We start from the raw sequence: 24,182 nt of genomic DNA, 5'->3' as shown, positions 1-24,182 counted from the left end.
ACAGTGGCGGACGCGACAGTGGCGGACGCGACAGTGGCGGACGACGGGTCCGACGACTACAGGTCGGCGAGCATGCCCCCGGGATTCTCCATCGCATCCGCGACGAAGCGCAGGAAGCCTCCGGCCGTGCCGCCGTCGCACACGCGGTGGTCGAAGGCGAGCGTCAGCTCGGTCACCTTCCGCACCGCGAGCTGACCGTCGACCACCCACGGACGGTCGATGATCCGGCCCATGCCGAGGATCGCCGACTCCGGGTAGTTGATGATCGCCGCACTGCCGTCCACGCCGAAGACCCCGTAGTTGTTCAGTGTGAAGGTGCCGGAGGACAGGTCCGACGGCGTCGCCCTGCCACTGCGGGCGAGGGCGGCCAGGCGGCGGATCTCGGCATCGAGTTCGCGCGCCGACAGCGTGTCCGCTCGGCGCACGCTGGGGACCACGAGCCCCCGGTCTGTCTGCGCGGCGATGCCGAGGTTGACGCCCTCGACGCGCACGATCTCCAGGCTGCCGTCGTCCCGCGTGGCGATCCTGGTGTTCAGTTCCGGGTAGCGGGCGAGACCGGCGACGACGAAGCGTGCCACGAAGGCCAGTATGCCGGGCACGGCGTCGGGCGTCCTCCGCTTCATCCCCTCCCGCAGCTCGACGAGGGCCGTCACGTCCACGTCCACCCACACGGTCGCTTCCGGGATCTCACGCCGGCTGCGGGACATCGCATCGGCGATCGTCCGGCGCACACCGCGCAGGGGCGTGCGGTCGAGGACCGCGAGCCCTGATCGGGGGTCGACAGGGTCGACCGGGTCGACCGGGTCGACAGGGTCGGCCGGTCGGCCGGCTGCCTGCGTGCCGCTGCCTTCAGGACCCCCGTCCGACGGCGGCTGCCTGGCGGCAGGCGACGTCCTCGGTTCCGCGATGGCCTGCTCGACGTCGCGGCGCAGGATCAGCCCCTTCTCCCCCGATCCTCGGATGTCGTCGAGGCGCAGACCGTGGTCGCGGGCGAGTTTGCGGACGAGCGGCGACACGCACAGGGGCGCGGCGACCGGAGCGTCAGCCGATGCCGTGGCCCGTTCGACTCCAGGGGCGTCGATGGGCTGGGACCCACCGGCCACCCCGGGCGCGGAAGGAGTCGCCGGAGCAGCGGCCGGAGCAGTGGCCGGAGCAGTGGCACGTGTAGTGGCCGGAGCATCGGCGTCCACCGGCGTCGCTCCGGAGCAAGGTGGCGCTCCCCGCCGGGGGCGCCGCCGCCCGCCCGCGAGCGCGCCGGGCGTCCCGTAACCGATGAGGACGTTGCCGGAACCCTCGGCCTCGGCCGGTCCCTCGCCGCCGCCCTGCGTGGCCGCCGTCGGGACGCCGGCATCCCCGCGCAGTGCCGCTGCCGCCGCAGCGACGGACGGCGCCTCAGTAGCAGACGGCGATCCAGTAGCAGACGGCGATCCAGCGACAGCCGCCGGGTTCCCCTGCGCCGTCGGGGCGGAGACTGCGGCGGGAACGCCGGACACGGCGCCTCCGGGTGCGGGCTCGACGCCCTCCGGTCGGACGGACAGGAACGGTGCCCCGACGTCGAGCACCTCGCCCGGCCGACCGTGCAGCACGGCGACGGTGCCGGCGAAGGGCGACGGCACCTCGACCACGGACTTGGCGGTCTCCACCTCGGCGACGGGCTGGTCGACGACGATGGAGTCACCCTCGGCCACGAGCCATGACACGAGCTCCGCCTCGGTGAGGCCTTCACCGAGGTCGGGCAGGGCGAACACGAGGAGCCCCGACGCGATGGTCGGCGCGCTCACGGCCGGTCCTCCCACTGGAGGGCGTCGACGGCGTCGAGGATGCGGTCGACGCTCGGCAGGTAGAAGTGCTCCAGCTTCGGCGACGGGTAGGGGATGTCGAAGCCGGTCACGCGGAGCACCGGTGCGGCGAGCGAGTGGAAGCAGCGCTCCTGCACGCGGGCCACGATCTCGGACGCCACCGACGCGAAGCCGGGGGCCTCGGCCACGACGACGACGCGGCCGGTCCTGCGGACACTCGCACAGACGGTCTCATCGTCGAACGGGACGATGGAGCGCAGATCGATGACCTCGATCGAACGGCCCTCCTCGGCAGCCGCCGCAGCTGCGGCGAGCGCCGTGGGGACGGACGGCCCGTAGCTGATGAGGGTCGCGTCGGTGCCCGGGCGGGCGACGACGGCGCGGCCGATGCGCCGCGGCGCCTGGCCGTCGTCGAAGGTGCGGCGGAGCTCGGCGAGGTCCACCTCCTCCTTCGACCAGTACAGCTTCTTGGGCTCGAGGAACACCACGGGATCGGGCGAGGCGATGGCCTCGCGCAGCATGAAGTAGGCGTCGCGGACCGTGGCCGGGGCGAGCACCGTCAGGCCGGGCGTATGGGCGTAGTAGGCCTCGGAGGAGTCGCAGTGGTGCTCCACCCCGCCGATCCCACCGGCATAGGGGATACGGATGACGATCGGCAGGCGCACCTTGCCCTTCGTCCGGTTCGGCATCTTCGCGACGTGGCTGACCACCTGTTCGAAGGCCGGGTAGGCGAACGCGTCGAACTGCATCTCGACGACGGGCTTCATGCCGTTCATCGCCATGCCCACGGCCATGCCCATGATGCCGGCCTCGGCGAGCGGCGTGTCGAAGCAGCGCTCCTCACCGAAGCGCGCGGTGAGGCCGTCGGTGATGCGGAAGACGCCACCCAGCGTGCCGACGTCCTCGCCGAACATCAGGACGGCGGCGTCGGCCTGCATCGCGTCGGCGAGCGCGGCGTTGAGGGCCTTCGCGAACGTCGTGGCCCGGGGAGCGGGGCCCGCACCGGTCCCGGGACTGCCGTCGGTGACCGGCGCAGGAGCGCCGAGTGCTGTCTGCGTCATCGCTGGTCCCCTCCCGTCGAACCGTCGGTCCCGGCCGCTGCCGCGTCCGCGTCCCGAGCCAGTTCCTCGCGCAACAGCGCAGCCTGCTCACGCAGCTGCGACGTCTTCTCCGTATAGACGTATTCGAAGAGTTCTGCCGGATTCACGTCGACCTCCGTATTGAGTCCGCTGCGGATCGCCGCGGCGACAGCGTCCGCCCCGTCGGCGAACACCCGCTCGCCCTCCTCCGTCAGCAAGTTCAGTGCCCGCAGGTAGGAGCGCATCCGCACGATCGGGTCCCTCGGCACCCACCGCTCGACGTCCTCGGCGGAACGGTAGCGGGTGGCGTCGTCGGCGTTGGTGTGCGCCTGCATGCGGTAGGTGTGTGCCTCGACCAGCGAGGGCCCGCCACCGTCGCGCGCCCTGTCCACCGCGGCGCCGAGCACGGCGAGGAGTGCCGCGAGGTCGTTGCCGTCCACACGCTCGCCCGGCATGCCGTAACCGATGGCCTTGTGCGCCAGGGAGGGAGCCACCGTCTGGTTCTTCAGCGGCACCGAGATCGCGAACTCGTTGTTCTGGATGAAGAAGACCACGGGGACGTGGAAGACGGCGGCGAAGTTCAGGGCCTCGTGGAAATCCCCCTCGCTCGTCGCACCGTCGCCGCACATCGCCAGGACCACGGTGGACTCGCCGCGCAGCTTCGCGGCATGGGCGACGCCGACCGCGTGCAGCAGTTGCGTGGCGAGCGGCGTGGCCTGGGTGGCGACACGGTGCTCGTACGGGTCGTAGCCCGCGTGCCAGTCCCCGCGCAGCAGGGTGAGCACCTCGAGGGGGTCGACGCCGCGCGTGATGACGGCGACCGTGTCGCGGTAGGTGGGGAACAGCCAGTCCTCCCTGCCCAGCACGACGGCGGCCGCGACCTGGCACGCCTCCTGCCCGTGCGACGACGGGTAGACCGCGAGACGCCCCTGGCGCACGAGCGCATTGGCCTGGTCGTTGATGCGGCGCCCTGTGACCAGGCGACCGTAGGCATCCAGCATCCGCTCGCCGTCCGGCATCGGGTAGCGCCCGTCGTCGGTCGGCTGCCCGTCCTGGTCGACCAGCTGCACGGGCTCGGCCGAGGGAAGCAGTGCGTGCGCCGACGGTGTTCCGCCGGGCGCTCCGGTGGGCACTCCGCCCATCAGGCTTCCACGTCCCTTGTTCGTTGCCGTACTCATTCCGCCTCCATCACGCGCCGCAGGAGCGACGCCTCTTCCAACTGGGAGCGGTAGCTCCGGCGCTGGATGCTGTGTAGATCAAGTATGGTCAGCGGCCTCTTTTGTATCCACGAAGTTGCAGGACTCTGGATGATGACGATCGATAGGCGGTATTCTTTGGACGAATTGGCAGTGTGAGCTGGATTACGTGAAGGAGCGTTGACACGTGGCGGACGGAACCCTCGACGACGTCGACCGGAAGATCCTCGCCGAGCTGACGAGGGACGGCCGGCAGTCCGTCACCTCCGTGGCCGAGCGGGTGCATATCTCCCGCGCGCACGCGTACTCGCGCATCGCGAGGCTCACCGAGGACGGGGTCCTGACGCGCTTCACCGCGATCATCGACCCGACGAAGGCCGGCCTGCGGTCCTCCGCCTACGTGACCCTGAAGGTGCGGCAGCACTCGTGGCGGGAGCTCAGGGAGAAGCTCCGGAACGTCCCGGAGATCCACCACATCGCGCTCGTGGGCGGTGACTTCGACGTGATCCTCCTGGTACGGGCCGAGGACAACGTAGGACTGCGGCGCGTGATCTTCGACCAGCTCCAGTCGATGCCGGGAGTGCTGGACACCCAGACCTTCCTCGTCTTCGAGGACCTCGACACGCGCTGAAGCACCCCCGGCCGGGGAGCACCGCGTACTTCCCTGCGGGCCCTGCGGAGCTGGAGGTCCTCCCCACGCCCCGGTCTCGGCCGGGGAATGGCGGGCCGTGCCATCGCGTTCACCAGAACATGCAAAGCTATGGAACTGGGCCGGTACAGACCACGCCGGAGAGGGTCGGGCTCGTGGTGGTGGCGGCAGGGGTGAGCACGCCGTCGTCCAGCAGGCTGCTGGCCGACCTGCTCGCCGACGAGGTGGCAGCCGCCCTCGCCCCGGCCGGCACGCAGGTGGACCCCCCGGTGATCGAGCTCCGCGACCTGTTCGGCGACATCGCCGCGGCCTTCACCGGCCCTGTCAGCGCCCGCCTCGAAGAAGCCCTCGCGACGGTGGGTGCGGCCGACGCGCTCGTGGTCGTCACGCCTGTCTTCGCAGCCTCCTACAGCGGGATGTTCAAGGCGTTCATCGACCTGCTCGAGCCCACGGCGATCACCGGGACCCCGACGATCATCGGCGCGACGGGCGGCAGTCTCCGCCACGCGCTGGTGCTGGATCATGCACTGCGACCGCTGTTCTCCTACCTGCGCGCACCAGTGGTGCCGACGGCCGTCTTCGCGACGGCGTCCGACTGGGCGGTCGAGGCGGATGCACAGGCCCTGCACGAGCGTGCACGCCGAGCGGCGGACGAACTCGCGCGGGCCCTGGGCAGCAGCGCGGCACTCGCGCTCGCGGGCTGATGCCTGGGACGGTCGACGGCGACCGGGTCCTGACCCGGTCGCCGTCGGCCGGCCCGGGAAGTATCACCGGGTGCGCGCATAGGAGCGGGATGGACGACCCGCAGGATTCGCAGCGTCCGCCGGACACCGGACGCTGCGGAGCCTGCCGGCCGTCAGTGGAAACGCGGCGGCCGCTTCTCCCTGAACGCCTCCAGGCCCTCGCGGTAGTCGTCCGAGGCACCGAGCACGCCCTGGACGTCGTTCTCCCCCCGGATGGCATCCCACAGGCCGAGGCGCTCGTCCCGGATCCGGCCGACGAGCTGCTTCGAGGCGACGAACGCCTGCAGCGGACCGCTTGCAGCGCGCACGGCCTTCGACCTCGTGAAGTCGACCAGGTCCGCGGCGGGGACGGCCCGGCTGAACAGGCCTCCCGCGACGGCCTCGGCACCGCTCATGAGGTCCCCCGTGTACATGAGGTCGAGGGCGCGGTGCGGGCCCAGCCGCTCGGTGAACAGCCAGTGCCCGCCCGAGTCGAGGACGAGGCCCAGGTTCGCGAAGGGCGAGCCGATCTTGGCGTCCTCCGCCACGTACACGACGTCCGTCGCGAGGAGCAGGCCGAGTCCGACGCCGAGGCACGCGCCCTGGGCGGCGGCGAAGGTGGGCGCGGGGAAGTCCGCCATCGTCCGCAGCAGGGGTGTCAGCGCGGTATCGAGGAAGCCGTAGGCGTCGTCGGACCCCGGCGCGATGGAGCCGAGGTCCCGGCCGGCACAGAACGCCCGGCCCTCGCCGCGCAGCACGAGGGCCCGGACGGTCCCCTCGCGGACACCGGCAGCCGCTTCGGCGTACACCGCGGCGAGATCGGTCAGCGCCTGCTCGTCCACGGCGTTGAGCCGGTACGGGGCGGCCAGGACCACCTCGGCGATACCGTCCGCGATGCCCAGCCGGACCATGCCGGTGACAGCATCGGCGCTCGACGACGCCGGGATCTCGGATTGTGCGGACATGGGGCGCTCCTAGGCGTCGTAGTCGACCGCGACGGCGTCGCTGGTCGGGTGGGCCTGGCAGGTGAGGACGAACCCGGCCGCCACCTCGTCGGGTTCCAGGGCGTAGTTCTCCTCCATCGCCACGGACCCCTCGACGACCTTCGCACGGCAGGTCCCGCACACTCCCCCGGCGCAGGCGAACGGCACGTCCGGGCGCACCCGCAGCGCGGCGTTGAGGATCGATTCGCGCGCATGCGTCGGGCTCTGCACGGACCCCTGGAGGCCGTCGAGGTTGAAGGAGATGGTGTAGTTCTCGCCGGCGGCGTCGGCCACGACCGGCCGGCCGATGCTTCCTTCGGGCCGGGCCGGCTCACCGGTGGTGAACAGCTCGAACCGTACCGAGTCCGCGGGTACGCCCCGCGTGGCCAGGAAGTCCCGGCACAGCTGCACGAGCTCGAACGGTCCGCAGAGGAACCACTCGTCCACGCGGTCGGTCGCGATGACCGTGCCGAGCAGCTGCTCGAGCTTCCCGGCGTCGATCCGGCCCGAGAGCAGCGGCGAGATGCGCTGCTCGCGGGACAGGACGTGGTGCACGGCGAAACGGGAGGGGTAGCGGTCCTTCAGGTCCGCGAGCTCCTCCAGGAACATGACGTCCATGGCGGCCCGGTTGGCGTAGACGAGGTCGAACCGGACGTTCGGACCACCCGCGAGCATGGCCCTGGCGATCGAGATGACCGGGGTGATGCCGGACCCGGCAGCGACGGCGACGAAGGAGACGGCCTGCTGCCCCGGCGTCGTGCGGGACGTGAACTGGCCGAGCGGGCTCATCACGTCGAGGGTGTCCCCGGCCTTCAGGGACTCGTTGGCCCAGGTGGAGAAGACCCCGCCGAGATCTCGCTTGACCGCGACGCGGAGTTCACCGGGACGCGGATCGGCGCAGATCGAGTAGCTCCGCCGCACCTCCTTCGGCTCGCCGTCGATCTCGAGCGTGGTGCGCAGCGCGACGTACTGCCCGGGGAGGTAGTCGTACTTGTCCTGTAGGCCGGCGGGCACGTCGAGCGTCACCTCGACGGCGTCCTCCGTGAGGCGCCGGACGCTGCGGACGGTGAGGCTGTGGAAGGCGCTTCGCCGTTTGGTCGAGGGGGCCAGGACGACGGCCATCAGTGCACCTTGAAGTAGTCGAAGGGTTCCATGCAGGCGTTGCAGACGTAGAGCGCCTTGCAGGAGGTGGAGCCGAACCGTGTCATCTCGCGGGTGTCCAGGGAGGAGCACTGGGGGCACTTGACGCTGAGCCCGATCCGCACGGGACCGGCGGCGGCCTTCCCCGTGGGCGGGGCGATGCCGTACTCGGCGAGCTTGGCCTTGCCGTCGTCGCTCATCCAGTCGGTGGTCCAGGCCGGCGAGAGCGTGAGCCGGACGGCGACGTCGTCGTACCCCGCGCGGTGGAGTGCCGCCGTCACGTCGTCGCGGATGGCGTCCATCGCGGGGCAGCCCGAGTAGGTGGGCGTGATGGTCACCCGGACCTGCCCCGACTCCGTCACGCGGGCGTCGCGGAGGATGCCCAGGTCCTCGATGGTGAGCACGGGGATCTCCGGGTCGCAGATGGTGGCCGCCACGTCCCAGACGGCGGCGTCGGTCCCGGCCACGGGGCGCAGGTCGGCGACCATCACCACGACGCTCCCGGATGTTCGCGGGCGAGCACCTGCATCTCGGCGAGGATGTAGCCGAGGTGCTCGCTGTGGCGGCCGAGGCGGCCCCCGCCGACAGCGCCGGGCACGGCCGGGAGTTCGAGCTCGGCCTCGCCGAGGACGGCCTGCACCGCTGCGTCGAAGGGCGCCCTGAGGCTGCCGGGGCGCACGCCGGCGTCACCGAGCCCGTCGATGAGCGGGTAGTCGGCGAACAGCTCCTCCACATAGGGCCAGGTGAGCGTGAGCCCGGCGATCATGCGCCGGCGCGACTCCTCGGTACCGAGCGCGAGCCGGAGCACCCACTGGATGCTGTGGTCGCGGTGGTAGTCGACCTCCTTGACCGCCTTCGCTGCGATCGCGGCGAGCGTCGGGTCGCTGGAGTCGGCGAGCCGCGAGTACAGCTCCCACTGGTAGAGGGCCACGACGAGCTGCCGCGCGATGGTCCGCGCGAAGTCGCCGTTGGGCTGCTCCACGAGGTGCACGGAGCGGAACTCGGACTCCCGCCGGAAGTAGGCGAGGTCGTCCTCGGTCTTGTCCCACGCCCGTCCGGCGTACGTCAGGAAGGACCGGGCGTGGCCGATCTGGTCGAGGGCGATGTTCGCGAGGGCGACGTCCTCCTCGAGCTCCGGGGCGCGCGAGATCCACCAGCCGAGGCGCTGCGCGAGGATCAGGGCGTCGTCGCCCAGCCCCAGTGCGTACTGCGCGACGGCGTCGGCGGGTCGGGTCTCGAGCAGCGCGATGTCCTCGGGACGCAGCGCGTTGCCCGGGGTGATGCGGGTGGCGCTGGCGTTGGCCTCGCTCACAGGTGCTTCACCCCCTCGCTCTTCGTGTAGTACGTGGCGTGCCGGTAGTCCTTGCCCTGCGGCGATTCGAAGAAGGTGTCCTTCGCATCGGGGTCGCTGGTGACGATGGACGACGCCGGGACCACCCAGAGGCTCACGCCCTCGTTGCGCCGCGTGTAGAGGTCCCGCGCATTGCGGACGGCCATCTCGGCGTCGGGTGCATGCAGCGATCCGGCGTGGACGTGCGAGAGGCCGCGCGAGGACCGCACGAAGACCTCCCACAGCGGCCAGGCGGCGCGTGCCTCCTGCGGGCCCGTGGACGGTGCCGTCGCGCCGTCGTCACCCGTCGTCGATCCTCCGGTCACCCTAGGCCGCCTTCGCCGTCGCGACGGCCCGCTTCGCGGCGTAGGCGGCCGCGGCCTCGCGCACCCAGGCACCCTCCTCGTGGGCCTCACGGCGCCGCTCGAGGCGCTGTGCGTTGCAGGGTCCGCGACCGGCGAGGACCTCCTTGAACTCGTTCCAGTCCAGCGGACCGTGCTCCCAGCGTCCGGTCTCCTCGTCGTAGCGGACGTCCTCGTCCGGCAACTCGAGTCCGAGGACCCTGATCTGCTCGACCACCATGCCGACGAAGCGCGAGCGCAGCTCGTCGTTCGAGAAGCGCTTGATCTTCCACTCCATCGACTTCTGCGAATTCGGTGACTCCTCGTCCGGCGGACCGAACATCATGAGCGACGGCGCGTACCAGCGGTCGACGGCGTCCTGCGCCATGGCACGCTGCTCGGGGGTGCCGTTGGCGAGCTCGAGCAGGATCTCGAATCCCTGCCGCTGATGGAAGGACTCCTCCTTGCAGATGCGGACCATCGCGCGCCCGTAGGGTCCGTACGAGGCACGGCAGAGCGGCACCTGGTTGCAGATCGCGGCGCCGTCGACCAGCCAGCCGATCGCACCGATGTCCGCCCACGTCAGGACCGGGTAGTTGAAGATGCTCGAGTAGCGGGCCTTGCCGGCGATCAGGTCCTCGGTCATCGTGTCGCGCGGCGTACCGAGGGTCTCGGCGGCCGAGTAGAGGTACAGGCCGTGGCCCGCCTCGTCCTGCACCTTGGCCATGAGGACGGCCTTGCGCTTGAGGGACGGCGCCCGCGTGATCCAGTTGGCCTCGGGCTGCATGCCGATGATCTCGGAGTGCGCATGCTGCGAGATCTGGCGGGTCAGCGATCTGCGGTAGTCCGCCGGCATCCAGTCGCGGGGCTCGATCCGGGAGTCCCGGGCGATGAGTTCGTCGAAGAGCCGCTCGCCGTCGGCGTCGTGGTCCGCACGGCCTTCCGGGGTCGTCACTGTCGTCGTCATGGTGCCTGGCTCCCTCGTCTCGGCCTGCGGTTTATTTACCGACCGTTCGTTCAGTATAGGGAGCGTTTCCGGGGAGGGTCAACGGCCGGCCGACCGAACGGTCGTGCAAAAATAGCAGCATGACCGTTGCCGAGCCCACACCGCCCCCCACCCGCCGCGGGCGCCCGGGCTACGATCAGCAGTCGGTCCTCGCCGTCGCGGTCACCGCCTTCAACCGTCACGGCTACGAGGCGACGTCGATGGGGATGCTGGCCGAGGAGCTCGGCATCAGCAAGTCGGCCATCTACCACCACGTCCCCTCGAAGGGCGACCTGCTGCGGCTGGCCCTCGATCACGCGCTCGGCGGGCTCGAGGCGGTGCTCTCCGCCCCCGGGGCGGCCGTCGGCGCCGCGGACACGCGCCTTGAGTTCGTGCTGCGCGGGACCATCGCGGTGCTGACCGAGCGGCTCCCCTTCGTCACGCTGCTCCTGCGGCTGCGGGGCAACACGGAGGTGGAGCGCGAGGCGCTCGAGCGCCGGCGCACGTTCGACCGCGAGGTGGCCGCGCTGGTGGACGCCGCGCGCCACGAGGGTTCCATCCGCAGCGACATCGACCCCCGCACCACCACGCGCCTGATCTTCGGCACCATCAACTCGATCGTCGAGTGGTACCGGCCGGGCGGACCGCTGACGGCCGGGAAACTGGCCGACGACGTCATCGTCATGGTGTTCGACGGGCTCCACCGCCGCTGATGCCCCTTCCCTCCGGCCGGGACCTGCGCCGGCGCTATTTCTCCACGAGGGTCAGGACGTCGTAGGTCGCCACGATCTCGTCGTCCTGGTTGTGCAGGACGGCGTCCCAGGCCACCTCGCCGTACTCGTCCGTCTCCCGCGGCGTGATCCGCTTGGCCGTCAGCGTCACGCGGATCGAATCACCGGCGGCGACCGGCGTGACGAACCGCAGGTTCTCCAGACCGTAGTTCGCCAGCACCGGTCCCGGCGCGGGGTCCACGAAGAGACCGGCCCCCCAGGAGAGCAGGAGATAGCCGTGGGCCACGATGCCCGGGAAGAAGGGATTGGCAGCGGCCGCCGCCTCGTCGGTGTGGGCGTAGAAGGTGTCGCCGGTGGTCTCGGCGAACGCACTGATGTCCTCCAGCGTCACCTGCCGCAGTCCGGAGCGGACGGCATCGCCGATGCGCAGCGTGGCGAGGTCCTTGCGGAACGGATGGACGTCGTCGAACCGTCGGTCCGCGCCGGCGTGCCACTCCCCCGTGATGCTGGTGAGCATGTTCGGGGACCCCTGCACCGCGGTGCGCTGCATGTGGTGCAGCACCGAGCGCATGCCACCGAGCTCCTCGCCGCCGCCCGCACGCCCCGGTCCGCCGTGCACGAGGTGCGGCACGGGCGAGCCGTGCCCCGTGGAGGTCCGGGCGTCCTCACGGTTGAGGATCAGGACGCGGCCGTGGTGCGCCGCGATGCCCAGCACGAGGTCCTGCGCCACCGCCGGGTCGTTCGTGCAGACCGTGGCCACCAGGGAACCCGAGCCGAGGGCTGCGAGGCGGACGGCGTGCGGGAGGTCGTCGTAGCCGATGACGGACGCGACCGGGCCGAAGGCCTCCACCGAGTGCAGCGCGCCGGCCTCGACGTCCTTCCAGGTGAGCAGCACGGGCTCCATGAAGGCACCTCCCGGCGCCTTGCCGAGAGTGTTGTCCGCGAGCACGACGTCGGGGGCGTCGAGCGAGCCGAACGCCACGGATGCGCCTCCGGCGATCAGCTCCCGGACGGCATCCTGCACGCCCTCGAGCTGCGCGAGCGACGCGAGCGCACCCATCGTGACGCCATCGGCCCGCGGGTCGCCCAGGGTCACCCGCGAGCGGATCCGCTCACCCGCGGCCAGCACGACGTCGTCGACGAGCGCCTCGGGCACGATGGACCGGCGGATACTCGTGCACTTCTGGCCGGCCTTGACCGTCATCTCCGTGACGAGGGACTTCACGAACGCATCGAACTCGGGTGTGCCGGGGACAGCATCGGGACCGAGGATCGCGGCATTGAGGGAGTCGGTCTCGCACGTGAAGCGCACCCCGCCGCGCGCCACGGACGGATGTGCCTTGAGGAGGTCGGCGGTGGACGCGGAGCCCGTGAAGGACACGAGGTCCCGGTAGTCGAGGTGGTCGAGGACGTCACGCGCCGGACCGGAGATGAGCTGCAGCGAACCCGCCGGCAGGATCGCGGAACCGACGATGAGCTTCACGACGGCGGCCGTGAGGAAGCCGGTGGGCGTCGCGGGCTTCACGATGGTCGGTACGCCGGCGAGGAAGGCGGGGGCCAGCTTCTCGAGCATGCCCCAGACGGGGAAGTTGAAGGCGTTGATCTGGACGGCGACGCCGGGGATGCGCGTGTGGATGTGCGTGCCGAGGAAGGAGCCGTCCTTCGAGAGCACCTCGGGCGGGCCGTCGACGATCACGTGGGAGTTCGGCAGCTCGCGGCGCCCCTTCGACCCGAACGTGAAGAGCACGCCGATGCCGCCGTCGATGTCCACCATGGAGTCGACCTTCGTGGCACCGGTCTTCGCCGACAGCTCGTACAGGGGTTCGCGGTGCGCGTTCAGGTACTGCGCGAGCTCCTTGAGCTTCAGGGCGCGCTCGTGGAAGGTGAAGCGTCCGAGTTCGGCCTGGCCGGTGCCGCGCGCGAACCGGACGGCGGCGGCCGTGTCGATGCCGGCCGTGCTGACGACGGCGAGCTCCTCGCCGGTACTGGCATCACGGACCACGGTGCCTTCGCCGTCCCCAGCGGTGCGGTCCGGCGTCCACCAGGCATCCTCGATGAAGCTGGGGACGACGTCGATCTGTACTCGTTCCGGGGCGGTGGTCATGTCCGCTCGCCTTTCACTGGTGCTGCTGGGATGGGTGTCGCGGTGTGGCAGGGTCATGACGCGGACGACGGTGGGGCATCGTCCCACGCGAAGAAGCCGCGCCCGGTCTTGCGTCCGAGATGGCCGCGGGCCACCTTCTCGCGCAGGATCGCCGGCGGGGTGAAGCGCGGCCCGAGGGTCGAGGTGAGGTAGTCCGCGATGCCGAGCCGGACGTCGAGGCCCACGATGTCGGTGGTGCGCAGCGGCCCGACCGGGTGCCTGTAGCCGAGGACCATCGCGGCGTCGATGTCCTCCGCGCTCGCCACGCCCTCCTCGAGCATGCGCATGGCCTCCAGGGCGATGGCGACGCCTAGCCTGGAGCTCGCGAAGCCGGGAGAATCGCGCACGACGACGGGTGTCTTGCCGAGCGCGGTCACCCAGGCCCGCGCGGCGGCCTCGAGCTCCCCGGACGTCCGGGCTCCGAGCACCACCTCGATCAGGGTCGACGCCGGCACGGGGTTGAAGAAGTGGAGGCCGCAGAACCGGTCGGGGCGTCGCAGGACGTCGGCGAGCACGTCGACCGAGAGGGACGAGGTGTTCGTCGCGAGCCATGCGCCGTCGTCGAGGACGTCCTCGACCGCCCGCAGCGCCTGCCGCTTGAGTCCGAGGTCCTCCGGCACCGCCTCGACGACGAGACCGCGGGAGGCGAACGACGCGTAGTCCGTGGACACCGCCACGCGGCGGGTCAGCTCGGCCGGCGATTCCGCCGTCGTGCCGCGGTCCACGCTGCGTGCGAGGGCCTGCGTGACGCGGGCGAGGCCCGCCTCCGCCGCGTCGTCGTCGCGTTCGACGACGACGACGTCCGACCCTGCGAGGCAGAACGCATGCGCGATCCCCGCGCCCATCCGGCCACCGCCGAGGACGCCGACGCGTGCCGGCACGGCACTCATGAGCTCTTCCTCCGGTCCAGGAACTGCTGCATGCGGTCGAACTTGGCGTCCGACTCGAAGAGCACGGCCTGCGCGAGTTGGTCGATCACAGGGTGCGCTTCCCGCGGTGCGTGGAACACGCTCTTGGTGATCCGCACGGCCAGGGGGTCCTGTCGGCCGATGCGGTCCGCGAGAGCGTGGGCCGCCTGCAGGAGGTCCTCCGGTGCATGGATCTCGGTGATGAGCCGGGCGTCCAGGGCCTCCTCGGCGGTGAGGACGCGCCCGGCGAGGAGGATCTCCTTCGCGAGCGGCTCCCCCACCAGCTCCTTCAGCCGCCAGGTGGCACCGGCGGCCGGAAGGATGCCGAGGCCGGTCTCGGGGTTGCCGATCCTCAGCCGGGGCGTTCCGAGCCGGAAATCCGCGGCGAACGCGAGTTCGGCACCGCCGCCGAGCGCGTAGCCGTCGAGGGCCGCGATGACGGGCATGGGCAGGGCTGCGATGCGGGCGAAGAGCGTCGAGTTGATACCCGCCAGGGCGTCGTCGCGCCGGCGCGCGCGGAGTTCGGCGATATCGGCGCCCGAGGCGAAGACGCCGTTGGACCCGGCGAGGACGAGGATGCGCGGTGTCCGCTCGAGGTCCGCGCAGACGGCGTGCAGCTCGTCGACCATCCCGCGGTCGATCGCGTTGCGCACCTCGGGACGGTGCAGTTCGACGACGAGGACATTCGAACCGGCGCCCTCGGTGAGCTTCAGCGACGACGGCATCAGACGGCCTCGACGAGCATCGCGGTGCCCTGGCCCACGCCGACGCACATCGTCGCGAGGCCGAGCCGCCGGGAAGCTCCGGTGAGTTCGCGCTCCATGCGCCCGAGCAGGGTCACGGCGATGCGCGCACCCGAGGAGCCGAGGGGGTGGCCGAGGGCGATCGCTCCGCCGTCGCGGTTCACGATGCTCTCGTCGAGCCCGAGCCGCCGGATGCAGGCGAGCGACTGCGTGGCGAAGGCCTCGTTGAGTTCGACGGCGCCGAGGTCGGAGACGGCCAGGCCGGTACGCTCGAGGACTTTCTGCGTGGCGGGCACGGGACCGATGCCCATGATCTCCGGCGGCACGCCCGCGGAGGCGCCGTCGAGGATGCGGGCGCGCGGGGTCAGGCCGTACCGTGCGAGGGCAGCTTCCGAGGCGACGATGACGGCGGAGGCGCCGTCGTTGAGGGAGCTCGAGTTGCCGGCCGTGACGACCCCGTCCGGGCGGACCACGGGACGGAGCCCCGCGAGGACGTCGAGGGTCGTGTCGGCGCGCGGGCCCTCGTCGGCGTCCACGGACGACGACGTCTTCCCGCGGTTGACCTGGACGGGCACGATCTCGTCGGCGAAGCGTCCGGCCTCGATGGCCGCGAGCGCCCGCTGGTGGGAGCGGAGCGCGAACGCGTCGGCGTCGTCGCGCGTGATGCGGTCCAGGGCGGCGAGCTCCTCGGCGGTCTCGGGCATGGAGTACGTGGCCTTGTCCCGTGCGGCGAGCTTCGGATTGGTGAAGCGCCAGCCGATCGAGGTGTCCAGTACGGCCCCGGGCCTGGCGAAGGCCCGATCCGGTTTTTCCATGACCCAGGGGGCACGGCTCATCGACTCGACGCCGCCCGCGACGACGATGTCCGCGGCCCCGGACCTCACCATGTGCGAGGCCATGATGATCGCCGAGAGCCCAGAGGCGCAGAGGCGGTTGACGGTGATGCCGGGGACGCTGTCGGGGAAGCCCGCGAGCAGCGCGGCGAGGCGCCCGACATTCCGGTTCTCCTCGCCGGCGCCGTTCGCGTTGCCGAGGATCACCTCGTCCACGACGGCCGGGTCCAGGCCCGCACGCTGCACGACGGCGTCGAGCACGAGCGCCGCGAGGTCGTCCGGCCGCACGCCCGAGAGCACCCCGCCGTACCGGCCCACCGGCGTGCGGACACCGCCCACCAGGAAAGCCTCGGCCATGATCGTCTCCCTCGTCGTCTCAGGTCCAGCAGGTCGCCCTGCGGACGAATTACCGAACGTTCGTTCTGTAAAGGCCCGCTCCAGAATTGCATGCCGGTTCGGCACGGTCAACCAGGGCGCCCCGCACCCCCGCTCCTGCGCCGCCGCGGACGCCCGGAGCGGCAGTGGCAAGATGGGAACCATGACCGTCGACGCCACCGCGCTCCAAGTCCCTGTTCCTCCCCCGGCCAGGAAGGTGCCGCACGAGCGCACCCACCACGGCGACACCTTCGTGGATCCCTACGAGTGGATGCGCGAGAAGGAGAACCCCGAGCTGATCGGATACCTCGAGCGCGAGAACGAGTACACGGAGGCCGTCACCCGGCACCAGGAACCGCTGCGCGAGGCCATCTTCAACGAGATCAAGGACCGCACGCAGGAGACCGACCTCTCCGTCCCAGCCCGCAAGAAGGGCTGGTGGTACTACTCGCGGACCGAGGAGGGGAAGCAGTACGGGATCCAGTGCCGCGTGGCCGCGGAGGACACGGGCGACCTGGGCCGTGACTGGACACCGCCCGAGGTGGTCCCCGGCCGGCCGGTGCCGGGCGAGCAGGTCATGCTCGACGGCAACGAGCTCGCCGAGGGCAAGCCGTTCTTCTCCCTGGGCGGCCTCTCCGTGACGGAGGACGGCACGCGGCTCGCGTACTGCGAGGACAACGCGGGCGACGAGCGCTTCACGCTGCGCATCAAGGACCTCACGACGGGCGAGCTGCTGCCCGACGAGATCCCCGGCGTCTTCTACGGGCTGTCCTTCTCCCCCGACGGCAGTCGCGTCTACTACACCGTCGTCGACGACTCCTGGCGCCCCTACCAGGTACGCTCCCACACCCTCGGCACGCCCGTGGCCGACGACGTCGTCGTCTACCAGGAGGACGACGTCGCCATGTGGACGGGCTTCGAGGTGTCGGCCGACCGCACGCAGCTCCTCATCAGCATCGGCTGCTCGGAGTACAGCGAGTACCGGGTGCTCGACCTCGAGCACCCCGAGGCCGGGCTCACGCTGCTGATCTCCCGGGACGAGCGCATCCTGTACGACGCCGAGCCCGTTCCCGTCGACGGCGTACCGCACTACCTCCTGACCCACGACCGCGACGCCAAGAACTCCATGGTGAGCCTCGTCGCGGCGGACGAGTTCTCCCGGCCCCTCGCCGAGCAGCAGTGGACGACGGTCATCCCCCACGACGACGCCGTCCGGGTCGAAGGCCTCTCCATCACGCGGACCCACCTGGTGCTCTCCGTCCGCAAGGACACCATCGAGCGCGTCCAGGTCCTCCCGCTGGCCGGTCTCGGTACCGCGGACCAGGGCCTGCCCGCCGAACCCGACTTCGACGAGGAACTCTTCACGAGCGCCCTCGCCAATGCCGAGTTCGACTCCCCGATCATCCGCCTGTCCTACACCTCGTACCTCACGCCGCCGCGGGTCTACGACTACGTGCTCGAGGACGGCTCGCTGGAACTGCGCAAGGAGACCGAGGTGCGCGGAGGTTACGATCCCGCCGCGTACGTCGCCGAGCGCCAGTGGGCACCGGCCGCCGACGGGACGCTGATCCCGCTGTCCGTGGTCCGCCGGGCCGACCTCGCCCAGGACGGCACCAACCCCGCGGTGATCTACGCGTACGGCAGCTACGAGGTCAGCATGGACCCGGCCTTCTCGGTCGCGCGGCTCTCCCTCCTGGACCGCGGCATCGTCTTCGTCACGGCGCACATCCGCGGCGGCGGCGAGATGGGCCGCGGCTGGTACGAACAGGGCAAGAAGCTCGCCAAGAAGAACACCTTCACGGACTTCGTCGACGCCACCACGTACCTCGGCGGGTCGGGGTGGGTCGACCCCGCACGGATCGCCGCGATGGGCGGATCGGCGGGCGGCCTGCTCATGGGCGCCGTCGCGAACCTGGCGCCGGAGAAGTACCGGGCCATCGTGGCGCAGGTCCCCTTCGTGGACGCCCTCACCACCATCCTCGACCCCGACCTGCCGCTCTCGGCACTCGAGTGGGAGGAGTGGGGCAACCCGATCACCGACCCGGCCGTGTACCGCTACATGAAGGAGTACACGCCCTACGAGAACGTGCGGCCCGTGGCCTACCCCCGGATCGCCGCCGTCACGAGCTACAACGACACCCGGGTGCTCTACGTGGAGCCCGCGAAGTGGGTCGCACGGCTGCGCGAGACGGCGACCGGCACCGAACCCATCGTGCTCAAGACCGAGATGGACGGCGGCCACGGCGGCGCGAGCGGCCGCTACTCCCGCTGGCGCGACGTCGCCTGGGACTACGCGTTCGTCGCGGACGCGGTGGGGGCCGCGGAGGTGCTGGCGCGTTCCACGAGCTCCGTGGAGTAGATGACGGGCTCCGGGTGCGAACCCGGAGCCTCGATCTCCTCGAGGAGCATCGTCCCCGCCTTCACGGCCATCTCGACCATGGGCTGCGTGATCGTGGTGAGCGGCGTGGCAGCCGTCTCGGCGACGGCATGGTTGTCGTAGCCCATGAGCGCGATGTCGCCGGGCACCGTCCTGCCGGCGGCGTGGAGCGCCTCCAGCACGCCGAGCGCCATCAGGTCCGAGGCCGCGAAGATGCCGTCGATGTCGGGGTCCTCGGCCAGCAGCCGGCGAGCCGCCGCGGCTGCCCCGTCCGTGGTGAAGTCGGCGTGGACCACGGGCCCCTCGGGCAGTCCGGCCTCGGCCAGGCCCGCCTTCCAGCCGCGCAGGCGGTCGACGGCGGCGGTCATATCGGCGGGCCCGGCCACCGTGGCGAGGCGGCGCCGGCCGATGCCCGCGAGGTGCTGGGCAGCCAGACGCCCGCCGCCCACGTTGTCGGTATCCACATACGTCACGTCGAAGGTCGTGTCCCACGGCCGTCCGATGAAGATGGTGGGAAGACCCGTCTCCGCGAGCGACCTCGCCCACGAGTCGGCCTTGTGGTGCGAGACCACGATCGCCCCGTCCACGTGCCCCCCGCGCAGGTAGCGCAGGGTGCGGGACGAGTCGTCCTCGGTCCTCGACATCAGCAGCACCAGCTGGACGTCGGTCTCCCGGAGCGCCTCCGTGATGCCGGTGATGACGACGGCGAAGAAGGGATCCATCATGACGCGGACGTCCGGCTCCGGGATGACCAGCGCGATCGAGGACGTCCTGCGGGTCACCAGGCTGCGGGCCGCCCGGTTCGGGATGTACCCGAGGTCGACGACCGCACGGTCCACCGCTGCCTGGGCCTCGGGGCTGACACGCTCACCTCCGTTGATCGCGCGGGAGGCGGTGGACCGTGATACCCCGGCGGCCACGGCGAGGTCCTCGAGCGTGGGGCTCGAGCGTGCGGTGACCTGACGCAGCGGTCGGGGCGGGGAGGCCTTCATCACCTCGACAATACGACACCGGCCCTCTCCGCGTCCGGCGACGAGGCGTCCGGCACCGTGTTGGAGGCTGCCAGGCGCGCGTACCAGAGGGCGCTCGCCTTCGGGGTGCGCTCCTGCGTCTCGTAGTCCACCCGCACGAGACCGAAGCGCTGGTGGTAGCCCCAGGCCCACTCGAAGTTGTCCATGAGGGACCACGCGAGGTAGCCGCGCAGGTCCACGCCGTCGTCGATCGCGTCCTTCATCGCCCGCACGTGGACGTCGAAGAAGCCGAGGCGGTCCTGGTCGTCCACGAAGCCGGAGTCGTCGGGGCTGTCGTTGTAGGCGGCGCCGTTCTCCGTGATGTAGATCGGGATACCCGCCGGGCCCGTGTACTCGTCCTGCAGCCGGTTGAGGAGGCGGCGGAGGCCGTCGGGCTGCACCTCCCAGTCCATGGCGGTGACGGGCAGGCCGCGAGGCACGGAGCGCACGCCGTGTGCAGCGACGTAGGGCGAGGAGACGGGACGCTCGAGGGGCGCGTGGCCCTCCTGCGGCGCAGCGTCACCCGACGGGGACTTGGTGACGGCCTCGCCGTGGTAGTAGTTCACGCCCAGCACATCGATCGGGGTTCCGATGATCTCGAGGTCGCCGTCACGGATGTACTCTGCCAGGCCCAGGTGCTCGACATCGCGGAGCACGTCCTCCGGGTATGCTCCGCGCAGCACCGGGTCGAGGAAGATGCGGTTGAACTGCCCGTCGATGCGGCGTGCGGCGTCGCGGTCCTCCTCGCTGTCCGGGTCCACGGGATCCGGCACGGTCAGGTTCAGCGTGATGCCGAGCGTCGCCTCGGCGTCGCGCCGGCGCAGCTCCTGCGTGGCGAGCCCGTGCCCGAGCAGCAGGTGGTGGGCGGCGGCGAGGGCCGCCGTCGGCTCCTGCCGTCCGGGAGCGTGCACGCCGGCCGCGTAGCCGAGGAACGCCGCGCACCAGGGCTCGTTGAGGGTGGTCCAGATCCGGACGCGGTCGCCCAGGGCCTCGTGCATGACGGCGGCGTACTCGGCGAACCGGTACGCGGTGTCGCGGTTGGTCCAGCCTCCCTTGTCCTCGAGGGCCTGCGGCAGGTCCCAGTGGTACAGGGTGAGCCACGGCTTGATGCCGGCCTCGAGGAGCTGGTCGACGAGCCCGGAGTAGAAGCGGATGCCCTCTGGGTTCGGCGTGACGCCGTCCGCCATGCAGCGGGACCACGACGTCGAGAAGCGGTACGCCTGCAGGTTGAGGCTCTTCATCAGCGCGACGTCGTCCGCCGACCGGTGGTAGTGGTCGCACGCGACGTCGCCGTTGTGCGCATCCGCCACCGCTCCCGGGACACGGGCGAAGGTGTCCCAGATGGACGGCCCCCTGCCGCCCTCCTGCGCCCCGCCTTCGATCTGGTACGCGGCGGTCGCCGCACCCCAGAGGAAACCCTCGGGAAAGGTGATCTCGGTGCTGCTCATCCTTTGACTGCTCCTTGCATGATTCCTGATACGAGTTGACGTCCCGCCACCGCGAAGAGCAGCAGCAGGGGGATGGTGGAGAGCACCGCTCCGGCGAGCACGATCGAGTAGTCGACGAAGTGCGCGGCCTGGAGCAGCTGCAGTGCCACCGGAAGGGTGGGGTTGGACGGATCCAGCACGATGAACGGCCAGAAGAAGTTGGTCCACGTGGCGACGAACGTGAACAGGGCGAGCATCGCCGCGGCCGGCCGGGCTGCCGGGAGGCCCACGTACCAGAACGCCTGGATCATCGACGCGCCGTCGATCCGGACGGCCTCGATGAGCTCGTCCGGCAGCGCGTCCCTCAGGTACTGCGTCATCCAGAACACCCCGAAGGCCGTGACGACGCCGGGGATGATCACCGCCCAGAGCGACCCGGTCCAGCCGAGCTTCGCCATGACGATGAACAGCGGCACCACGCCGAGCTGGGTGGGGACCGCCATGGTGGCGATCACGAACACCAGGAGGCCCTTGCTGCCGCGGAAGCGGAGCTTGGCGAACGCGAACCCGGCGAGGGTGGAGAACAGGACCACGGACACCGCCGTGACGGTGGAGACGATGATGCTGTTGCCGAGCGCCTTCCAGAACGGGATCGTGTCCAGCACACTGGCCGCGTTGGCGAAGAAGTTGCCACCCGGCACCAGGGGCACGCCCTTGCTGATGACCGAACTGTCGTGGCTTCCCACCAGGAACGACCACCAGAGGGGGAACACCGAGCCGAGGATCACGGCTCCCAGGAACCCGTAGGTCAGGAATCCGGGACGCCGCATCGTGCCGCCGGTGGCGCCGCGGCGCCGGGAGCCGAGGCCCCGCTGGGCCGCACGGGCGGCCCCCTTGCCCGCAGTCTGTTCGATCATGGGGATGGAGCTCATCGTCGGCCTCCCTGGGTGGCGATGCGGCGGGTGATGAGGAAGTTGGCCATCGCGATGATGACGATGATGAGGAACAGCAGCCAGGCGACGGCCGAGGCCCTGCCGAAGTTGCGCTGACCCCAGCCGAGCTCCCAGATGTACATGGTGAGCGTCTGCCACTGGCGGTCGGCGCCGCCGAGGCCCGCCTGGTCGAACACGCGTGCCTCGTCGAAGATCTGGAGGCCACCGATCGTCGCGGTGATCACCACGAAGATGATGGTGGGGCGGAGCATCGGCACGGTCACCGAGAAGAACTGGCGGAGACGCCCGGCGCCGTCGATCGTCGCCGCCTCGTAGACGTCCCTGGGGATCGCCTGCATGGCGGCGAGGAAGATCAGGGCGTTGTAGCCCGTCCAGCGGAAGTTCACCATGGTGGCGATCGCCGTGTGACTCGCGAGCGAGTCGGAGTGCCAGCGGACCGGGTCCAGCCCTATCCCCGTCAACAGCTCGTTGAACAGGCCTGCCTGATCAGCGAAGAGGTTGTTGAAGATCAACCCAACGGCCACGGGGGCCACCACGAACGGTACGAGGACGCCCATCCGCCAGAACGTCTTGGCCCGGAGATTCGCATCGAGCACCGCCGCGATGGCGATGGCGAGGACGACCTGGGGGACGGACGAGAGGAGGAAGATGCTGAACGTATTGCCTACCGCGTTCCAGAAGAACGGCTGCGCGAGGACGAACTCGTAGTTCTCGAGTCCCGTGAACTTGCCCTGGCCCCCGATGAGGTTCCAGGAGTGCAGCGAGACCCATGCCGTGTAGGCCAGGGGGAACAGGCCCGTGATCGCGAAGAGCACGAAGAACGGCGAGATGTAGAGATACGGGGACAGCTTGACGTCCCACTTCGACACCTTCTGGGAGAAGGCGAGCCGCTTCACACTCTTGTCGCGTGAGGCACGCTGGTTCGTGTTGGGGGGTGGGGTTTGGACCCGGTCCGTGACGGCCATGGGCTACAGAGCGCCTACAGCGGTGACGAACTTCTCCCAGGAGGAGGCGGGGTCGTCGGTCTTGTCGACGTCGACACGGGTGAGGGCCTGCTGCATGGCGTCGTTGACGGCGAAGTACTTGGGACCCTTGAACGGCGTGACCTCGACGGCGGTGGCCCGGTTGGCGAGGATCTCACCGGTCGGGGCGTCGTTGAAGAACGCGTTGGTCTGGCCCAGGAGTGCGTCGCTCTCCAGCGCGTCGACCTGGCTGGGGAAGGTGCCCTTGGACTCGAAGGCCTTGATCTGCTGCTCCGGGGCGGTGAGCCACTCGGCGAGCTTCTTGGCCTCGGCCTGGTTGGCGCCCTGCGTGGGGACGGTCAGGTAGGACCCGCCCCAGTTGCCGCCGCCGCCGGGGAAGACATCGGCGATGTCCCAGCCCTCGACGCCCTCGGCGTTGCCCTCGATGACGCCGAGCATCCAGCCCGGGCAGAGCTTGGTCGCGAACGCGTCGGACTGGAAGCTGGCCACCCAGTCGTCCTCCCACTGCGTGAGGTGCGCGGAGAGACCGTCGGTGACGGAGGCCTGCAGGACCTGCTCGTAGATGTCCTTGACGTCGGGATTCTCGGTGGCGATGAGCGCGCCGTCGTTGTCCTCGTACGCGTTCTGGACCTGGTTGATCATGCCCTGGTAGGTGGCTCCGGCGGAGTCGAACCAGGCCGTGCCGCCGCTCGCGGCGACGAACTTCTTGCCCGCGTCGAAGTAGTTCTGCCAGTCGCCCTCGAGCATCTCCGCGACGGACTCACGGTCGCTGGGGAGCCCTGCCTTCTCGAACAGGTCCGTGCGGTAGCAGACGCCCTGGGGTCCGGCGTCCGTGCCGTAACCGATCAGCTGGCCGTCCTCGGTGGTGGCGGCGGCGGTCTTCCAGTCGAGCCAGCGTCCCTCGACGGCGGGGTCGCTGAGGTCTGCGAACTGGTCGGGGTACTCGAGCAGCTCGGGCAGCCAGTCGACCTCGATGCCCTCGATGTCGGACAGTCCGGAGCCGGCGGCGAGCCTCGTGGTGAGGTTGTCGCGGGCCTCGTTCGAGGTCGCGGCCTTCTTGTGTTCGATGGTGACGTTGGGATTGAGCTCCTCGTATTCGGTGAAGAGCTCCTCGTAGCCGAATTCGTTGAACGTACCGACGGACAGGGTGACGTCCTCGGTGCCGGTCTCGCCTTCGACGCCGGCGTTGTCCGAACCGCCGGATCCGCAGGCGGTGAGGGCCAGGGCGAGGCATGCCGCCGTGGCGGACAGTGCGGTGATACGTGCTCTGCTGTGCACGGATGACTCCTTTGTCAGGGTTGGATCCCACCGCCGGGTGCAGCGGGTTCAGGGTGGTTCTTCCCGGGGCTCGGCGTCCGGACGGGACACGGGCCGGGGCCCGTCGATCGGGCCCGGTCCAGGACTGGAGTGGCGGGGGGGGGGGGGGGGGGGAGGCAGGACACAAAAACACACCGGGGGGGGGGGGTCGGAAGAAA

General features: G+C 70.5%; 22 protein-coding genes. 4 read left to right on the top strand and 18 right to left on the bottom strand.

Going from position 1 to position 24,182, the window contains the following annotated elements:
- Positions 1-56 precede the first annotated feature (56 nt).
- The 3 genes from AC4D2O_RS10250 to pdhA are packed head-to-tail and all read right to left on the bottom strand — an operon-like array spanning position 57 to position 4,020.
- A complete protein-coding gene (locus AC4D2O_RS10250; protein WP_490906933.1) occupies positions 57-1,781 on the bottom strand; it encodes a dihydrolipoamide acetyltransferase family protein in 1,725 nt (574 codons plus the stop codon).
- Positions 1,778-2,860 carry an alpha-ketoacid dehydrogenase subunit beta gene (locus AC4D2O_RS10245; RefSeq protein ID WP_490906932.1) on the bottom strand — a complete coding sequence of 361 codons (1,083 nt, stop codon included), beginning with the start codon at positions 2,858-2,860 and terminating at the stop codon, positions 1,778-1,780. The genes AC4D2O_RS10250 and AC4D2O_RS10245 overlap by 4 nt, the downstream gene beginning before the upstream one ends.
- On the bottom strand, positions 2,857-4,020 hold the full coding sequence (gene pdhA / locus AC4D2O_RS10240) for a pyruvate dehydrogenase (acetyl-transferring) E1 component subunit alpha (protein WP_490907495.1): 1,164 nt from the start codon (positions 4,018-4,020) through the stop codon (positions 2,857-2,859). Before pdhA ends, AC4D2O_RS10245 begins: the two co-directional genes overlap by 4 nt.
- A 241-nt stretch (positions 4,021-4,261) precedes the next feature.
- Between pdhA and AC4D2O_RS10235 the strand changes: the two genes are divergently transcribed.
- Both AC4D2O_RS10235 and AC4D2O_RS10230 read left to right on the top strand, forming a co-directional pair.
- Positions 4,262-4,705: an Lrp/AsnC family transcriptional regulator gene (locus AC4D2O_RS10235; protein WP_334210860.1), complete on the top strand. Its 444-nt coding sequence runs from the start codon at positions 4,262-4,264 to the stop codon at positions 4,703-4,705.
- Positions 4,706-4,824: 119 nt separating this feature from the next.
- Positions 4,825-5,427, top strand: a complete 603-nt coding sequence (locus AC4D2O_RS10230; RefSeq protein ID WP_490906930.1) for a CE1759 family FMN reductase — start codon at positions 4,825-4,827, stop codon at positions 5,425-5,427.
- A gap of 152 nt (positions 5,428-5,579) precedes the next feature.
- Here the strand turns inward: AC4D2O_RS10230 and AC4D2O_RS10225 are convergent, their stop codons facing one another.
- The 6 genes from AC4D2O_RS10225 to paaA all read right to left on the bottom strand — a co-directional run bounded on the left by AC4D2O_RS10225 (position 5,580) and on the right by paaA (position 10,206).
- The gene (locus AC4D2O_RS10225; RefSeq protein WP_490907494.1) at positions 5,580-6,356 is read right to left on the bottom strand and encodes an enoyl-CoA hydratase/isomerase family protein; all 777 of its coding nucleotides are present in this window, start codon (positions 6,354-6,356) and stop codon (positions 5,580-5,582) included.
- Between the two features lie 63 nt (positions 6,357-6,419).
- Positions 6,420-7,550 carry a 1,2-phenylacetyl-CoA epoxidase subunit PaaE gene (gene paaE, locus AC4D2O_RS10220; protein ID WP_490906928.1) on the bottom strand — a complete coding sequence of 377 codons (1,131 nt, stop codon included), beginning with the start codon at positions 7,548-7,550 and terminating at the stop codon, positions 6,420-6,422.
- The gene (paaD, locus tag AC4D2O_RS10215) at positions 7,550-8,056 is read right to left on the bottom strand and encodes a 1,2-phenylacetyl-CoA epoxidase subunit PaaD (protein WP_490906925.1); all 507 of its coding nucleotides are present in this window, start codon (positions 8,054-8,056) and stop codon (positions 7,550-7,552) included. The genes paaE and paaD overlap by 1 nt, the downstream gene beginning before the upstream one ends.
- Positions 8,056-8,880, bottom strand: a complete 825-nt coding sequence (gene paaC / locus AC4D2O_RS10210) for a 1,2-phenylacetyl-CoA epoxidase subunit PaaC (protein WP_490906923.1) — start codon at positions 8,878-8,880, stop codon at positions 8,056-8,058. Before paaC ends, paaD begins: the two co-directional genes overlap by 1 nt.
- Complete coding sequence (gene paaB, locus AC4D2O_RS10205) at positions 8,877-9,224, bottom strand: 1,2-phenylacetyl-CoA epoxidase subunit PaaB (RefSeq protein WP_490906921.1); 348 nt, start codon at positions 9,222-9,224, stop codon at positions 8,877-8,879. Before paaB ends, paaC begins: the two co-directional genes overlap by 4 nt.
- A gap of 1 nt (position 9,225) precedes the next feature.
- On the bottom strand, positions 9,226-10,206 hold the full coding sequence (gene paaA, locus AC4D2O_RS10200) for a 1,2-phenylacetyl-CoA epoxidase subunit PaaA (RefSeq protein ID WP_490906918.1): 981 nt from the start codon (positions 10,204-10,206) through the stop codon (positions 9,226-9,228).
- A 119-nt stretch (positions 10,207-10,325) separates the two neighbouring features.
- Here paaA and AC4D2O_RS10195 point away from each other — a divergent pair, with 119 nt between their 5' ends.
- Positions 10,326-10,937: a TetR/AcrR family transcriptional regulator gene (locus AC4D2O_RS10195; RefSeq protein ID WP_490906916.1), complete on the top strand. Its 612-nt coding sequence runs from the start codon at positions 10,326-10,328 to the stop codon at positions 10,935-10,937.
- A gap of 34 nt (positions 10,938-10,971) precedes the next feature.
- On the opposite strand, the gene paaZ is transcribed toward AC4D2O_RS10195, so the two are convergent.
- From paaZ to AC4D2O_RS10175, 4 genes are read right to left on the bottom strand one after another with little or no spacing between them, the layout of a single operon-like run.
- Positions 10,972-13,059, bottom strand: coding sequence for a phenylacetic acid degradation bifunctional protein PaaZ (gene paaZ / locus AC4D2O_RS10190; protein WP_490906914.1), 2,088 nt, complete (start codon positions 13,057-13,059; stop codon positions 10,972-10,974).
- 53 nt (positions 13,060-13,112) lie between these two features.
- The gene (locus AC4D2O_RS10185) at positions 13,113-13,988 is read right to left on the bottom strand and encodes a 3-hydroxyacyl-CoA dehydrogenase family protein (RefSeq protein WP_490906910.1); all 876 of its coding nucleotides are present in this window, start codon (positions 13,986-13,988) and stop codon (positions 13,113-13,115) included.
- On the bottom strand, positions 13,985-14,731 hold the full coding sequence (locus tag AC4D2O_RS10180) for an enoyl-CoA hydratase/isomerase family protein (RefSeq protein WP_490906906.1): 747 nt from the start codon (positions 14,729-14,731) through the stop codon (positions 13,985-13,987). The genes AC4D2O_RS10185 and AC4D2O_RS10180 overlap by 4 nt, the downstream gene beginning before the upstream one ends.
- The gene (locus AC4D2O_RS10175) at positions 14,731-15,939 is read right to left on the bottom strand and encodes a thiolase family protein (protein ID WP_490906903.1); all 1,209 of its coding nucleotides are present in this window, start codon (positions 15,937-15,939) and stop codon (positions 14,731-14,733) included. Before AC4D2O_RS10175 ends, AC4D2O_RS10180 begins: the two co-directional genes overlap by 1 nt.
- Before the next feature lie 181 nt (positions 15,940-16,120).
- On the opposite strand from AC4D2O_RS10175, the gene AC4D2O_RS10170 reads away from it, so the two are divergent.
- On the top strand, positions 16,121-18,316 hold the full coding sequence (locus tag AC4D2O_RS10170) for a S9 family peptidase (protein ID WP_490906901.1): 2,196 nt from the start codon (positions 16,121-16,123) through the stop codon (positions 18,314-18,316).
- On the opposite strand, the gene AC4D2O_RS10165 is transcribed toward AC4D2O_RS10170, so the two are convergent.
- From AC4D2O_RS10165 to AC4D2O_RS10145, 5 genes are read right to left on the bottom strand one after another with little or no spacing between them, the layout of a single operon-like run.
- Entirely contained in the window at positions 18,247-19,326 is a 1,080-nt protein-coding gene (locus tag AC4D2O_RS10165) for a LacI family DNA-binding transcriptional regulator (RefSeq protein ID WP_490906899.1), read from the bottom strand. The two genes, AC4D2O_RS10170 and AC4D2O_RS10165, sit on opposite strands and share 70 nt — an antisense overlap.
- The gene (locus AC4D2O_RS10160) at positions 19,326-20,792 is read right to left on the bottom strand and encodes a GH1 family beta-glucosidase (protein ID WP_490906898.1); all 1,467 of its coding nucleotides are present in this window, start codon (positions 20,790-20,792) and stop codon (positions 19,326-19,328) included. Before AC4D2O_RS10160 ends, AC4D2O_RS10165 begins: the two co-directional genes overlap by 1 nt.
- On the bottom strand, positions 20,789-21,703 hold the full coding sequence (locus tag AC4D2O_RS10155; RefSeq protein ID WP_490906897.1) for a carbohydrate ABC transporter permease: 915 nt from the start codon (positions 21,701-21,703) through the stop codon (positions 20,789-20,791). The genes AC4D2O_RS10160 and AC4D2O_RS10155 overlap by 4 nt, the downstream gene beginning before the upstream one ends.
- Positions 21,700-22,689 (bottom strand): carbohydrate ABC transporter permease, encoded by a 990-nt coding sequence (locus tag AC4D2O_RS10150; protein ID WP_490906896.1) that lies wholly within the window; start codon positions 22,687-22,689, stop codon positions 21,700-21,702. Before AC4D2O_RS10150 ends, AC4D2O_RS10155 begins: the two co-directional genes overlap by 4 nt.
- 3 nt (positions 22,690-22,692) lie before the next feature.
- Positions 22,693-23,985 (bottom strand): ABC transporter substrate-binding protein, encoded by a 1,293-nt coding sequence (locus tag AC4D2O_RS10145; RefSeq protein WP_490906895.1) that lies wholly within the window; start codon positions 23,983-23,985, stop codon positions 22,693-22,695.
- Positions 23,986-24,182: the final 197 nt, after the last annotated feature.

The organism is Arthrobacter sp. TJ-238 (genome assembly GCF_058269215.1).
This window is presented reverse-complemented; position numbering and strand designations above follow the sequence as displayed.

Coding starts and splice junctions, on each gene's coding strand:
- AC4D2O_RS10245 (WP_490906932.1), bottom strand. CDS start 2,860: ATGACGCAGACAGCACTCGGCGCTCCTGCGCCGGTCACCGACGGCAGT.
- pdhA (WP_490907495.1), bottom strand. CDS start 4,020: ATGGGCGGAGTGCCCACCGGAGCGCCCGGCGGAACACCGTCGGCGCAC.
- AC4D2O_RS10230 (WP_490906930.1), top strand. CDS start 4,825: ATGCAAAGCTATGGAACTGGGCCGGTACAGACCACGCCGGAGAGGGTC.
- AC4D2O_RS10225 (WP_490907494.1), bottom strand. CDS start 6,356: ATGGTCCGGCTGGGCATCGCGGACGGTATCGCCGAGGTGGTCCTGGCC.
- paaE (WP_490906928.1), bottom strand. CDS start 7,550: ATGGCCGTCGTCCTGGCCCCCTCGACCAAACGGCGAAGCGCCTTCCAC.
- paaD (WP_490906925.1), bottom strand. CDS start 8,056: ATGGTCGCCGACCTGCGCCCCGTGGCCGGGACCGACGCCGCCGTCTGG.
- paaA (WP_490906918.1), bottom strand. CDS start 10,206: ATGACGACGACAGTGACGACCCCGGAAGGCCGTGCGGACCACGACGCC.
- AC4D2O_RS10195 (WP_490906916.1), top strand. CDS start 10,326: ATGACCGTTGCCGAGCCCACACCGCCCCCCACCCGCCGCGGGCGCCCG.
- paaZ (WP_490906914.1), bottom strand. CDS start 13,059: ATGACCACCGCCCCGGAACGAGTACAGATCGACGTCGTCCCCAGCTTC.
- AC4D2O_RS10185 (WP_490906910.1), bottom strand. CDS start 13,988: ATGAGTGCCGTGCCGGCACGCGTCGGCGTCCTCGGCGGTGGCCGGATG.
- AC4D2O_RS10180 (WP_490906906.1), bottom strand. CDS start 14,731: ATGCCGTCGTCGCTGAAGCTCACCGAGGGCGCCGGTTCGAATGTCCTC.
- AC4D2O_RS10175 (WP_490906903.1), bottom strand. CDS start 15,939: ATGGCCGAGGCTTTCCTGGTGGGCGGTGTCCGCACGCCGGTGGGCCGG.
- AC4D2O_RS10170 (WP_490906901.1), top strand. CDS start 16,121: ATGACCGTCGACGCCACCGCGCTCCAAGTCCCTGTTCCTCCCCCGGCC.
- AC4D2O_RS10165 (WP_490906899.1), bottom strand. CDS start 19,326: ATGAAGGCCTCCCCGCCCCGACCGCTGCGTCAGGTCACCGCACGCTCG.
- AC4D2O_RS10160 (WP_490906898.1), bottom strand. CDS start 20,792: ATGAGCAGCACCGAGATCACCTTTCCCGAGGGTTTCCTCTGGGGTGCG.
- AC4D2O_RS10155 (WP_490906897.1), bottom strand. CDS start 21,703: ATGAGCTCCATCCCCATGATCGAACAGACTGCGGGCAAGGGGGCCGCC.
- AC4D2O_RS10150 (WP_490906896.1), bottom strand. CDS start 22,689: ATGGCCGTCACGGACCGGGTCCAAACCCCACCCCCCAACACGAACCAG.